Origin of the sequence: Streptomyces griseus subsp. griseus, from assembly GCF_000720255.1 — a bacterium.
GTDB lineage: Bacteria > Actinomycetota > Actinomycetes > Streptomycetales > Streptomycetaceae > Streptomyces > Streptomyces griseus_I.
Genome location: NZ_JOJE01000056.1, coordinates 1 through 11799 on the forward strand (window position 1 = coordinate 1; position 11799 = coordinate 11799).

The 11799-nt window shown below is 72.3% G+C and carries 11 protein-coding genes and 1 pseudogene; 6 read left to right on the top strand and 6 right to left on the bottom strand.

What is annotated here, in order from left to right:
• Positions 1-270 precede the first annotated feature (270 nt).
• Positions 271-795 (top strand): hypothetical protein, encoded by a 525-nt coding sequence (locus IG99_RS39605; RefSeq protein WP_037683115.1) that lies wholly within the window; start codon positions 271-273, stop codon positions 793-795.
• An 85-nt stretch (positions 796-880) separates the two neighbouring features.
• Here IG99_RS39605 and IG99_RS48305 read toward each other — a convergent pair whose 3' ends face one another.
• On the bottom strand, positions 881-1675 hold the full coding sequence (locus IG99_RS48305) for a hypothetical protein (RefSeq protein WP_107056147.1): 795 nt from the start codon (positions 1673-1675) through the stop codon (positions 881-883).
• A 333-nt stretch (positions 1676-2008) separates the two neighbouring features.
• Between IG99_RS48305 and IG99_RS39615 the strand changes: the two genes are divergently transcribed.
• On the top strand, positions 2009-2677 hold the full coding sequence (locus IG99_RS39615; protein ID WP_037683118.1) for a class F sortase: 669 nt from the start codon (positions 2009-2011) through the stop codon (positions 2675-2677).
• 39 nt (positions 2678-2716) lie between these two features.
• On the opposite strand, the gene IG99_RS39620 is transcribed toward IG99_RS39615, so the two are convergent.
• Together IG99_RS39620 and lysS are read right to left on the bottom strand one after the other, a co-directional pair.
• Positions 2717-3607 carry a polysaccharide deacetylase family protein gene (locus IG99_RS39620; RefSeq protein ID WP_037683119.1) on the bottom strand — a complete coding sequence of 297 codons (891 nt, stop codon included), beginning with the start codon at positions 3605-3607 and terminating at the stop codon, positions 2717-2719.
• 175 nt (positions 3608-3782) lie between these two features.
• Positions 3783-4175 (bottom strand): annotated as a pseudogene (lysS, locus tag IG99_RS49885) (bifunctional lysylphosphatidylglycerol synthetase/lysine--tRNA ligase LysX); the annotation flags it as partial.
• Between the two features lie 95 nt (positions 4176-4270).
• On the opposite strand from lysS, the gene IG99_RS39625 reads away from it, so the two are divergent.
• Positions 4271-4732, top strand: coding sequence for a universal stress protein (locus IG99_RS39625; RefSeq protein ID WP_037683121.1), 462 nt, complete (start codon positions 4271-4273; stop codon positions 4730-4732).
• Positions 4733-4781: 49 nt separating this feature from the next.
• On the opposite strand, the gene IG99_RS39630 is transcribed toward IG99_RS39625, so the two are convergent.
• Entirely contained in the window at positions 4782-5936 is a 1155-nt protein-coding gene (locus tag IG99_RS39630) for a CapA family protein (protein WP_037683122.1), read from the bottom strand.
• 211 nt (positions 5937-6147) lie between these two features.
• On the opposite strand from IG99_RS39630, the gene IG99_RS39635 reads away from it, so the two are divergent.
• From IG99_RS39635 to IG99_RS39645, 3 genes are all read left to right on the top strand, one after another.
• Entirely contained in the window at positions 6148-6702 is a 555-nt protein-coding gene (locus IG99_RS39635) for a sigma-70 family RNA polymerase sigma factor (protein ID WP_037683239.1), read from the top strand.
• 136 nt (positions 6703-6838) lie between these two features.
• Positions 6839-7357 carry a hypothetical protein gene (locus IG99_RS39640; RefSeq protein ID WP_037683126.1) on the top strand — a complete coding sequence of 173 codons (519 nt, stop codon included), beginning with the start codon at positions 6839-6841 and terminating at the stop codon, positions 7355-7357.
• A gap of 143 nt (positions 7358-7500) precedes the next feature.
• The gene (locus IG99_RS39645) at positions 7501-8157 is read left to right on the top strand and encodes a zf-HC2 domain-containing protein (protein ID WP_037683129.1); all 657 of its coding nucleotides are present in this window, start codon (positions 7501-7503) and stop codon (positions 8155-8157) included.
• A gap of 459 nt (positions 8158-8616) precedes the next feature.
• Here IG99_RS39645 and IG99_RS39650 read toward each other — a convergent pair whose 3' ends face one another.
• Together IG99_RS39650 and IG99_RS39655 are read right to left on the bottom strand one after the other, a co-directional pair.
• Positions 8617-9480, bottom strand: a complete 864-nt coding sequence (locus IG99_RS39650; protein WP_037683132.1) for an Fpg/Nei family DNA glycosylase — start codon at positions 9478-9480, stop codon at positions 8617-8619.
• A 140-nt stretch (positions 9481-9620) separates the two neighbouring features.
• Positions 9621-11711: a SpoIIE family protein phosphatase gene (locus IG99_RS39655; protein ID WP_037683135.1), complete on the bottom strand. Its 2091-nt coding sequence runs from the start codon at positions 11709-11711 to the stop codon at positions 9621-9623.
• Between the last annotated feature and the right edge of the window lie 88 nt (positions 11712-11799).

Here is an 11799-nt window from a genome sequence, read left to right on the forward strand (position 1 = left end):
GGACGGGGGCGGGCCGGGGACGGGGGCGGGCCGGGGACGGGGGCGGGCCGGGGACGGGGGCGGGCCGGGGACGGGGGCGTGTGCCACGCCCGGCCGTCCCCCGGTCGCGGGAGCGTCGGCGTTCCCCCGTCCGGCCCGGTCTTCTGACCCGTTCGGGCGACTGCGATCGCGGTGTCGTGCGCCTCTTCCTAGCGTTTCGGTCATCGAGGTGCATTCCGGCGCTCGCGGAAGAAGTCCGCGGCTGCTCCTCGCAGACCCGGAGGATCCACCATGCGCGCGATACCCGTCGCTTCGGCCGCACTGCTGGGCGTCGGCGCCCTGGCCTCCTGCGCCCCGGGCGCCGTCGCGGGCCACGGCGACCACTACGTCATGTCCGTCGGCTACGACGTCGTGCCCTCGACCGTCGCTCCGGGCGGACAGGTCACTCTGCTCGTGGACCGCGACACCAGCGGCTGCCGGGGGCGCGTGGTGGTGTCGTCGGACGTCTTCGACGCCGTCACCGTCGCACCGAGGGCGTCGAGAGCGACGGCCCGGGTCGACCGGGACGCCCTGCCCGGAGCGGTGTACCGGGTGACGTTCACCTGCGGGAGCCTGGGCGCGGTCAAGGACCTGACCATCGCGGGCGGCCGTGCGTCCGGCTCGACTCCGTTCCCCCGGGGCGTGCACGCCGGTGGGGGCGGCAGCAGCGCCGGGCTCGATCTCGGGGACGTGGCGCTGGGAACCGTACTCGTCGCCGGTTCGGTCGGGACCGCGTACCGCTTGTCGCGCCGACGCACGGGCGAGAGGGGCGTCTGAGAGGCGACCCTTCCATGCCTCGCAGACGCCCTGCAGACCTCCACCCCGGACCCTTGCTCGGATCCGGGGCGGGCGGACGTGCGTCTCAGATCCGCTTCTCGGAGCGGCGGCGCATCCAGAACACGCCACCGCCGATGACGGCCGCGGCCACGAGCCCGCCGCCGATGGCCATGTCGGTCGGTGTCGCGCCGCTGGACGTGCTGCCGCCGAGACCGCCGCGGACACCGCCGAGGACGGTGAAGGCCGCGTCACGGGTCAGTGGGGCACGCCCGTTGCAGCTGACCGTGATGCTGTAGGGCCCCGGGTTGGCGTTGTCCCGGATGGTCGCCTTTCCGCTCGCGGTGCCGTTGGTGCCGCCGACCTTGCGCAGGGTCACCGGCGAGGTGAACGCCGGGGAGGTGGCCGAGCCGCCGTCCGGGCATCCGTCGACCGTCACGGTCAGCTGACCGCCCCGGGCGATCACGCTGGGCATGGCGACGATGTTGCTGACGGTGCCGGTGTTGCTGTTCCCACCGCCGTGCCCGCCGAAGCCGTTGCCACCCCCGTTGCCACCGTTTCCGCTGCCGTTCCCCCCGTTGCCACCGTTTCCGCTGCCGTTCCCCCCGTTGCCACCGTTTCCGCTGCCGTTCCCCCCGAAGCCATTGCCGTTCCCGCCGAAGCCGTTGCCTCCCCCGTCACCGCCATTGCCGCCATTGCCGGCGTTGCCGGCGTTGCCGGCGTTGCCGTTACCGCCGTCGCCGCCGTCGCCGCCGTCGCCGCCGTTGTTGACGTAGGCGTTGGCGCCGCTGTTGTCCATACCGTCCGCGACGGCCGCCGGGGCGGCCAGGCCGAGGACGCAGACCACGGCGGCCGAGACCGCCAGGGCACGAGGAGTACGCATGTGAACCTCCGCGGAAGACGCCCCGGGACCCGTCCCCGGTCGATCGGCGAGAAAGCGCCTCCCGGAAAAACCCTCAGATGCCTTTCCCGGGACCGCATTTCGGGAATGGTCCGTCCCGGTGAGGTGACACGCCGTGAGAAAACCATGCGATGCGATATCGCCGCAGGTCACGGACCGTCAGAAAAATCCCGGCCGGGTGCGACTCGTATGGCGCACCGGCTGGCACCCGGGCCACCCGTTCGCATTCGTCCCGTCGCCGCTCACGCGCGGCGGACTTAGCGTTCTCATATGCGCGATTGACGCGGCGACGGCCGCGTCGAGAGGGGATGGCGAATGTCTGCGTTCGAGCTGTCCGAAGTGGCCGAAGAGGAGGAGCGGCGGAGGAAGCGCGCCCCGTGGGGCGTGATAGCGCTTGTTCTGCTGACCGGTCTGGCGCTCATTCGCAATGGTTCGGGGGAGTTCGACGTCGGGCCGCCGCAGCCCGCGTCGGCGGCCGCCGCGGACAGCCGTACCTCCCAGAGCACGTTCGCCAACCCGGCGGCGCTGCCGTACGCGGTGCCCGCCCGGGTGCGGATCCCCTCGATCCAGGTGGACGCACCCGTGATGCCGGTCGGCCTGGACGCGGACGGCTGGGTCGGCGCGCCGCCCGCGGACGACCCGAACCTGGCCGGCTGGTTCACCGGCGCGGTGTCGCCCGGTGAGAAGGGCACGGCGGTCATCGTCGGGCATGTCGACAACTTGCGGGGCCCGGCCGTGTTCTACGGACTCGGGGCGCTGAAGAAGGGAAGTCGCGTCGAGGTGGTGCGGGGGGACGGGAAGACCGCGGTTTTCGAGTTCTACGGCATCGAGGTCTTCGCGAAGAGCAACTTCCCCGGCGACCGCGTCTACGCCTCCAAGGGGACTCCGGAACTCCGGGTCATCACCTGCGGCGGTGGTTTCTCCAAGCAGAACGGCTACGACGGCAACGTCGTCGCCTTCGCCCGCCTGGTCGAGGTCCGCTGAGCGTTCCCCGGCCGGGCGGGCGAGGCCCGTGCCCGTCCGCTAGGCGAACTGCCGGCGCGGGACGGTGATGTGGTAGCCGTCGTCCAGCAGTTGTGGCAGATAGGCGCGCAGCGCCCGCACACTCTGCGAGCGGTCGCCCCCGGCGTCGTGCGAGAGCACCACCACGCCGGGGGCGGCGCCGTGTTCGACCCGGTCGATGATGGTGCGGGTGCCCGGGCTGGTCCAGTCGAGGGTGTCGACGGTCCAGGCGAGCGGTTCCATACCGAGTTCGGAGCCCAGTTGGAAGGCCGCGCGGTTCCAGGCGCCGTAGGGCGCGCGGAACCACTGGGGGCGTTCGCCGTACGCGTCCTCGATGACGTCGCACGTGCTCTCCATCTCGGCGCGGATACGACGGCGGGTGAGGCTGGTCAGCAGGGGGTGCGACCAGGTGTGGTTGCCGACCACGTGGCCCTCGTCGGCCATGCGCGCCAGCAGGTCCTTGTTGTCGGCGGCCATCTCCCCGCAGACGAAGAACATCGCGCGGACGTCGTACTCGCGCAGCGTGTCCAGGATGCCGGGAGTGTAGCGGGGGTCGGGGCCGTCGTCGAAGGTCAGCACCATGGTGCGGCCGCGTCCGGACAGGCGCAGCAGCGGCTCGCGCCGTACCCGGGGGTGGAGCGGCGTTCTGTGTGACGAGCCGTATCCGGTCAGGGGCTGGAGACGGTAGGCGGAGGGGCTCTCCGGGACGCGGCGCACGGGGGCGCCTCCGGCGGGGGCCGTGGCACGTCCGGCGGGAGCGGCGGCGCCCTTGGCGGCGTCCGTGGCGCCCGGGGCGGGGGCCGGTCCGTCCGCCGTGCCCAGCGCGTACAGCCCGGCCGTACCGGCCGCCCCCACAGCGGCGGCACCGGCGAGCAACGCCCGGCGCCGCGTGAGCAACTGATCCTTCTTCATGTGTCATCAGTCGACCGCCAAAAGCCCGACCCACCCCGGCGACACCGGCACGGCGGCACGTTTCCACCCGCCCGGCTCACCCGGCTTGCGGATCAGCGGTGGCGCACCAGCGGGAAGGGGAGGGTCTCGCGGGGTCAGACCGGTGGGGAACATGACCAGGCGGTCGATGCCGATACCGAGGCCGCCGGTGGGCGGCATGCCGGACGCGGACCTGTTCGGGCAGGTCGGAGCCCGCACCGTCGGGCCCGGCCTCGTCCCCTCCGTCGAGGCCGAGCGCCGACAGCGGCGGCAGGCCTTCGGTGGTCGCAGGGCGCTGCCAGCCCTGCGAGTGCCCCTTTCCCCAGAGTTTGTGCAGCGACGGTACGGAGACGAAGGCCTCGGCGATGGCGGAGGCGAGGCCGATGCGGGCGAGGGAAGCGGCCTCGCCCTAGCAGGGGAAGCGCGGGTACCACTCGGGGCGGTACTTGGCGTTGGAGCGGTACAGGGCGATCCGGCGGACGCCCGGTTTCGGGGCGGCTGCGGCCAGTTCGGCGACCATGAACTTGCCCCAGGGCACGAAGGAGAGCAGACCTGCCCGTCGGTACTGAGGGCACCTGCGCGGCCACGCCCGGCGAGAGGTCCCGGCGTCCGGGCGGACCTGCGGCTTCCGATAGCCTCGGAGCCGTGACGAACCATCACGCACATCAGTTCGAGCTGGGGACGGACGGGCCGAAGGTCATCGTGGTCGGCCTGGACGGCTCCGACTCGTCCTTCCGGGCCGCGGCCTACGCGGCGGGGCTGGCCCGGCGGCAGCGGGCGCTGCTCGCTGTCGTGTACGTGCAGCCGGTGATGGCGGCGGGCGCGGCGATGGGGGCGCCGGTCGCGGGGACGACCGACGCGATCGCCGACGAGCTCGTGCGGGAGATCCGCGATGCCACCGAGCGGGTGAAGGGGGTGTTCGACGTGCGGTGGGAGTTCCACACCTTCCACGGCGACCCGTACAGCGGCCTGGTGAAGGCCGCGGACGAACTCAGGGCGGACGCGGTGGTCGTCGGCGCCTCGGAGCAGGCCGGCCACCGCATCGTCGGTTCCGTGGCCGTCCGCCTGGTGAAGGCGGGCCGCTGGCCGGTGACGGTGGTGCCGTAGCACTGCCCGGCGGGCGTCACGAGCTCCGCCACCACCGTCACGCGCTGCGCTACTCCCCCATCCTCAGCCCGTCCTTCGCCGCGCCCCTGCTCAGCACCACGTCCCGGATGCGGTCGCGGACGCCCGTCAGTTCGGCGCCCTGGGCGATCGCCTGGTTGATGTCGACGACGCGGCCGGCGTCCACGTCGAAGAGCTGAGGGAGGAACTCGGCCTTGGTGACCTCCCACCGTCCGCCCGGCTTCTTCGGCGGGGCGAAGGTGAAGCGGGCGAGGGTGGACTGGTTGCCGCGCGGGTCCCGGACGCCCTGGTAGTTGAACATTTCACCGGCGATCTGGTCCCCCATCCCGTAGACGACCCAGGTGCCGTTGACCTTCTCGTACGCCTGCGGGACGTGGGCGTGGGCGCCGAGGATCAGGTCGACGGCGGGACGGCCGTCGACGCGGGCGGCGGTGAGCCGCTGGGCGAGAGCCTGCTGCTGGGCGTCGGGTTCGTCCTGCCACTCGGTGCCCCAGTGCACCGACACGACGACCACGTCGGCGCCCGCCTGCCGCGCCGCCCGGGCGTCCGCGAGGATTGGCTGCTCGTCCATCAGGTTGACCGCCCAGGGCTGCCCCGGCGGGAACGGCATTCCGTTGGTGTCGTACGTGTAGGAGAGGTGGGCGACCTGCGCCGAGCCCGCGCGCAGGAGCGTGACGGTCCGGGCCTCGGCCTCCGTGCGCGCCGTTCCGGCATGGCGCACGCCCGCGCGGTCCAGCGTGTCCAGGGTGCGCACGATGCCCGCGGCGCCGTCGTCGAGGGAGTGGTTGGAAGCGGTTGAGCAGCCGTCGTAGCCCGCCGAGGCGAGACCCGCGGCCACCTCGGGCGGCGACTTGAAACTGGGATAGCCGGTGTAGTCGCCGTTCGCGCCGTACACGGTCTCCATGTGGCACAGCGCCAGATCGGCGCGGGAGACGATGGGCTGAACCCCGGCGAGCATCGGCCGGAAGTCGTAGCCCGCGCCCCCCGCGTCGAAGCCGGCCCGGTCGATGATCGAGCTGTGCGGCAGGACGTCGCCGGAGGCGACGAGCGTGAAGGCGCCGGTGCCGGCGGTCGGCGCGGGCCGTCCGGCCCCGGCGGGCGGTTCGTGGCGGTGGGCCTGGCATGCGGCGGCCGAGGCCAGGAGGGCCGTCAGGACCAGGGCCACCTGTCGTCTGCGTGCGATCATTCCTCACCCCGCTCAGGTCATATTTACGCACGAATAGGTACGATTTTGGCCGCCGCCGCAAACAGCCTCAGGCCCCCCACTCACCCATCCGGTGTGCGCGAGTGGCGGGATGCGACCGTTCGTCGAACCGTTCGTCGACGCGATCGACCGTCCGCCGCAGACCCGTGCGCACCCCCTGTCCCCGGCCGCCGCCCTGCGGTCCCATACGCGCATGACGGCCGGAACCACCCTCACGAACGGTACGAACGGGACGACCGCCGAGCACGAGCTCGCCGCACTCCAGCGCGAGCACGGCCGACCGCTCTTCGCGCTGCTGCTGAGGCTGTGTGACGGCGACCGGCAACGCGCCGAGGACCTCGTGCAGGAGACACTGGTGCGAGCCTGGCAGCACCCTGAGGCCCTGCGCGCGGACGCCTTCGACTCCGTACGGCCGTGGCTGCTCACCGTGGGGCGGCGGCTCGCGATCGACGCCCGGCGGGCCCGGCAGGCGCGCCCCGCGGAGGTGGGCGACGCGGTGCTCGAGCACGCGCCGGTGTGCGCCGACCACGCCGAACGGTCGGCCGCCACGCTGGATGTGCGGGAGGCTGTGAAGACTCTCACTCCCGAGCACCGTGACGTCCTGGTGCTCGTGTACTTCCACGGGGCGAGTGTGGCGGAGGCCGCGGCAACCCTGGGGATTCCGCCCGGTACCGTGAAGTCGCGCGCATACTACGCGCTACGAGCCCTGCGCAGGGTGCTTCCGGGATACGCGGCCGACCTGCGGTGAAACCAATGGAAGAGTCAAACCTCCGTAAAGCGCCTTGCTGAGAACCCCTGTTGAGTAATCGGCTGTCCTCATCCGTGTTCCGGACCGGGGGCCCGGGTTCGGGCGACGCGCACGCACCGGAGGAAGGCAGGAAGGGATGCTGCACAGAGGTCATCAGAGCACGGACGGCACCGGCGGCGGAGAACTCACCGTTCCCATGGCCTGGTTGTACGCGGAGTACATCGCCGACGAGCTGCTGCGGACGGGCGATCTCATGCCGCCGACGTCCTTCGAGTTCCGCGCCGGACGCGACGCGCTGGCGCTGACCATCTTCCTCTCCGACACGGACGGCGAGCTGCCCGGCATCCGGGTCGTCACCCAGCTGGAGACCTGGCTGTCGCTGACGGCGTACGACCAGCCGTGGCAGGACTGGGTACAGGAGCGCATGGCCGGGCTGACGGCCGAGGCGGCCGCCTCCCCGGAGCAGCCCGCGCCCGACCTCGAACTGGCCGCGGCCGCCTGGCGCTGGCTGGAGGAGACCGAGCTGCTCGCCCCCGACCTGAACGCGGTCCCGGGCGGCGCTCCGGTGGTCGGCGAGGACGAGGGACCGAAGGTGTGGACGCCCGCCTGGCAGCTGGGGTTGCCCCTCGGACATCTCGCCATCCATCTGTTCTAGAACCGGACCAATCCGGGGGCCTGATCGCTCCGAATATCTTGGTCTCGATTGTGTGTACGGCTGAGTGATTCGGGTGCCGGGTGCGTACGGGTGGGAGCAAGGAGTAACAACCCCACCCGCCCCCAACGGCACGAGGATTGCGCATGAGGTCCCAGGAAAGGCATCACGACGCCGGCGCCTACGCGCTCGGCGTGCTGGACGAAGTGGACGCCTTCCGCTTCGAGGACCACCTCATGGAGTGTCCTCAGTGCGCGGCGCAGGTAACCGAGTTCGGGCCCCCCACACGGCAGTTGATGCTGTACCGGGAGGCGACGCCCCGGGTGGTGCACCCGTTCGCCGGCCCCGGCCCGCGGCTGCTGGACCGGCTCCTCGGCGAAGTCGCCGCGCGGCACCGGGCGCGCCGCAGGCGCGTGCTGTACGCGGTCGCCGCGTCCGTCGTCGTGGCGCTGGCCGGACCCGCCCTGGTGATGCTGTCGGCGGGCGGCGACGAGAGGGAGGCCGTGCAGGTCACCGCGACCGACGAGCGGTCGGGTGTGTGGGCGCAGGTCACGGTGGAGGACGAGGCCTGGGGCAGCAATGTGCGGCTGCAGGTGAAAGACGGCGCGGGCCCTCGCGACTGCCGTCTGATCGTCATCGGCCGGGACGGCTCGGAACGGACGGTCACCAACTGGATGGTGCCCCACCACGACGCCCGTCCCACCGAGGTGCAGGGCGGGACCGATCTGCACGCCGACCAAATCCTCCGCTACGAGATCCGCTCGACGGACGGCGAGCAGCTCGTGACCCTGAAGGCTCCCTGATTTACCAGCTCACAGCCACGGACGGACACTGAAAGTACCGACGTTGAGCCGCTGATGGCCCGCTCCGCGCCGCCCCTGCGAGCACGACCGAAGGGGCTGAGCCGGTGGAGGAGAACCTGTGGATCCTCCTCTCCGAGGAGGGAGCGGAACCCGAACGCAGGTCGCCGACGAGACTGTGGTGCACGCGGAGATGACGGTGGAGACGGCGACGGCCCCGCCGGTGTCCCGTGAGCCGCCCCCACCAGTCGTCCACGACGGCCGGATCACGGATTCGCGGGACGACACCCCCCCAGCAGGCCGGCTCGCCCGAGTCCCGCCGCGCCCTCGCCCTCGCGGGTGCCGCGCCGGCTCTCGCCGGTGTCCTGGAGGACCGACCTCGGTCGCGCGATGGCGATCCCCTCCCTGATCCTGGGCGTGATCATGGCGGCCCCTACCTGGCGGACAGCCCGGACTGGTGAGCTATTTCAGCAGCCTCGACATCCTCCGGTCCGCCAGTGGCTTGCCGCCCGTCTGGCAGGTCGGGCAGTACTGGAGGGACGAGTCGCTGAAGGAGACCTCGCGGATGGCGTCGCCGCAGACCGGGCAGGGCTCGCCGGTGCGGCCGTGGACGCGCAGGCCGGTCTTCTTCTCGGACTTGAGGCGGCCGGCGGCGAGGCCCCGGGAGCGGTCCACCGCCTCGGTCAGTGTGGAGCGCAGGGCGGTGTAGAGGGCGTCCGTCTCCTGAGGGGTCAGGGAGGCGGCCAGTTTGAAGGGGGACATGCGCGCGGCGTGCAGGATCTCGTCGCTGTAGGCGTTGCCGACTCCGGCGATGAGGCTCTGGTCGCGCAGGGCACCCTTGATCTGGCGGCGCTCACCCGCGAGGAGCGCGGCGAGGCTCCGGGCGTCGAAGTCGTCCGCGAGCGGGTCGGGGCCGAGGCGGGCGACGCCGGGGACCTCGTGCGGGTCCCGCACGACGTACACCGCAAGCCGCTTCTGGGTGCCGGCCTCGGTGAGGTCGAAGCCCTCGCCCGTCTCCAGGGCGACCCGGAGGGCGAGGGGGCCCTTGCCGGGGCGGGGCGGGCCGTCGGGGAGGCGGTCCTTCCAGTGCAGCCAGCCCGCGCGGGCCAGGTGGGTCACGAAGTGGGGGCCGCCGTCGGTCTCCAGGTCGAGGAACTTGCCGTAGCGGTGCACGGCGGTGATCTCGCGGCCCTCGACGGCGCCGACGGGTGGGTCGTACGTCTTGAGGACGCTGATGGCGACGGGCAGGACGCGCACGATCTCATGACCGACGGCACGCTCGACCAGGAAGTCCTTCAGCGCTTCGACCTCGGGCAGTTCCGGCATACGTCCAGAGTGCCACCGGCCGCCGACACCCTCAGCGCGAGCGCCTTCCGGCGGGTACACCCCCGCCGCTGGAGGAGACCGCCACCCGACGGACCCACGCCCCACCCAGCGGACACGAGCGCCCCCGCGTGCAGGCCCCCTCAGCCGCGGCTCCCCGGCATCGTGAACTCGCACCACACGCACTTGCCGCCGCCGCGTGCCTCGACGCCCCACTCGTCGGTGAGGATGTCGACGAGGAGGAGGCCGCGTCCGGAGACGCCGGACTCGCCGGCCTCGCGTCGCCGGGGCAGCGCGCTGGAGGAGTCCTCGACCTCGACGCGCAGGCGGCGGCCGGTGTCGCCCAGCACCCGCAGGGTGACGATGGCGGCGCCCTCGGTGTGCATGAGGGCGTTGGTGATGAGTTCGTCGGCGGCCAGCTCGATCTCGTCGGCGCGCTCCCGGGCGCCCCAGGCGCGGACCGCGGTGCGGATCATGTGCCGGGCGCCGGTGAGGGCCTCGGGGTCGCCGGGCGCCACGTGCTGCTGGAGCCGGCCCCCGGGCCGCGGGGTGTCGGGACCCCGGCGGCGCAGCAGGAGCAGGGCCACGTCGTCGTCGCCGGCGCGTTCCTCGGCGACCTCGATCAGCCGGTCGGCGAGGCCGCGTACGTCGTGGGGGCCGGTGGAGATGAGGGCGGTGAGGGTCTTCATGCCGTCGTCGAGGTCGGCGCCGGGCTGTTCGACCAGTCCGTCGGTGCACAGCAGCATGGTGTGGCCGGGGTCGAGTTCGAGGGTGGTGGCCGGGTAGTCGAGGCTGCCGAACTCGGCGGACAGGCCGAGCGGCAGGCCGCCCGCGACGGGAACGCGGCGGCAGGCGCCGTCGGGGGCCCGCACCAGGGGGTCGATGTGGCCGGCCCGGACCACCTGGACCACGCCGGTGGACAGGTCGGCCTCGGCATAGAGGCAGGTGGCGAAGCGGTCGGTGTCGAGTTCGTGCAGGAAGACGGAGGCGCGGGCCATCACGGTGGCCGGGGAATGGCCCTCGGCGGCGTAGGCGCGCAGCACGATGCGGAGCTGGCCCATGACGGCGGCGGCGTGCGTGTCATGGCCCTGGACGTCACCGATGACGGCGCCGACCCGGCCGGTGGGCAGCGGGATGAGGTCGTACCAGTCGCCGCCGATGTCCCGGCCCAGGGAGCCGCCGATGGTGGCCGCGCGGTAGCGGACGGCGATGTCGGCGCCGGCCACGCTGGGGATGGTGCGCGGAAGCATGGCCTGCTGGAGGCCCTGGGCGATGTCCTTTTCCTGCTCGTAGAACATGGCCCGTTGCAGGCTCTGCGCGATGCTGCTGCCGAGGGCGACGAGGATGTCGCGCTCCTCGCGGGTGAAGCCGTGCCGGTTGCTGTAGAGCAGGCCCATGGCACCGATGGGGCGGGCCTGGACGATGAGGGGCAGGTAGGCGGCCGAGGTGATGTCCAGGTCGGTGATGTGGGGCCACAGGACCGGGTAGCCGGCGGCGAACTCCTCGGGCGACTCGATGAACCGGGGGCTGAGCGTGCGCACGACCTCGCTCATCGGGTAGGGCTCGTCGATGCGGGTGACCAGGGTGCCGGGCACGAAGCTGCCCTCGGGACCCTCGGCGATCAGCCGGATGCGGCCGGCCTCGACCAGGCCCATGACGAGGCTGGTCGCCCCGAGGTGGGTGAGGCCGTGGGTGTCCTTGAGGACGTCGATGACGTCCTGCACGGTCCGTGCGTGTGCGAGGGCGGCCGTGGTGAGCTGGACGACGTTGGTCTGCTCCTGGCGCGCGTCGTCCAGGGCGGCTTCGTCCTGGCGGTCGGCGAGGTCCCTGAGCTCGTCCGTGGCGTCGCGGACGATGCCGACGATCCGGCGGGGCCGGCCCGTCTCGTCACGCCGGATGCATCCCTGGGTGTGGGTCCACCACAGGCTGCCGTCGCGGCGGCGGATGCGGAAGTAGGCGCCGTAGTTCTCGCTGCCGTCCTTGATGGCCTGGGCGACGACGGTGTCCAGGCGGATGGCCTCCGCGTCCGGGATGCGCTCAGACAGGCTCTCCGGGCGGCCGTCGTACTCCTCGACGGACATGTCGAAGATCTCGTGGGCCCGGGCGTCCATGTGGAACAGGCCGGAGTCCAGATCCCAGTCGAAGCCGCCCATGCGATTGAGGGCCAGGATCGGATCCGGGTGGGCGGGCCAGTCGTCCGGGAGTGACAGCGCGCTCGCTCCCCGATCAGCCATGCGCCCACTTTGCCAGCATTTGCCTGATTATTCGAGCGGGGTGGGACGCCTGGATTACCCAGGCCGCGGCATGGAACACGGTGAGTGA

Coding starts and splice junctions, on each gene's coding strand:
- IG99_RS39605 (WP_037683115.1), top strand. CDS start 271: ATGCGCGCGATACCCGTCGCTTCGGCCGCACTGCTGGGCGTCGGCGCC.
- IG99_RS48305 (WP_107056147.1), bottom strand. CDS start 1,675: ATGCGTACTCCTCGTGCCCTGGCGGTCTCGGCCGCCGTGGTCTGCGTC.
- IG99_RS39615 (WP_037683118.1), top strand. CDS start 2,009: ATGTCTGCGTTCGAGCTGTCCGAAGTGGCCGAAGAGGAGGAGCGGCGG.
- IG99_RS39620 (WP_037683119.1), bottom strand. CDS start 3,607: ATGAAGAAGGATCAGTTGCTCACGCGGCGCCGGGCGTTGCTCGCCGGT.
- IG99_RS39630 (WP_037683122.1), bottom strand. CDS start 5,936: ATGATCGCACGCAGACGACAGGTGGCCCTGGTCCTGACGGCCCTCCTG.
- IG99_RS39635 (WP_037683239.1), top strand. CDS start 6,148: ATGACGGCCGGAACCACCCTCACGAACGGTACGAACGGGACGACCGCC.
- IG99_RS39640 (WP_037683126.1), top strand. CDS start 6,839: ATGCTGCACAGAGGTCATCAGAGCACGGACGGCACCGGCGGCGGAGAA.
- IG99_RS39645 (WP_037683129.1), top strand. CDS start 7,501: ATGAGGTCCCAGGAAAGGCATCACGACGCCGGCGCCTACGCGCTCGGC.
- IG99_RS39650 (WP_037683132.1), bottom strand. CDS start 9,480: ATGCCGGAACTGCCCGAGGTCGAAGCGCTGAAGGACTTCCTGGTCGAG.
- IG99_RS39655 (WP_037683135.1), bottom strand. CDS start 11,711: ATGGCTGATCGGGGAGCGAGCGCGCTGTCACTCCCGGACGACTGGCCC.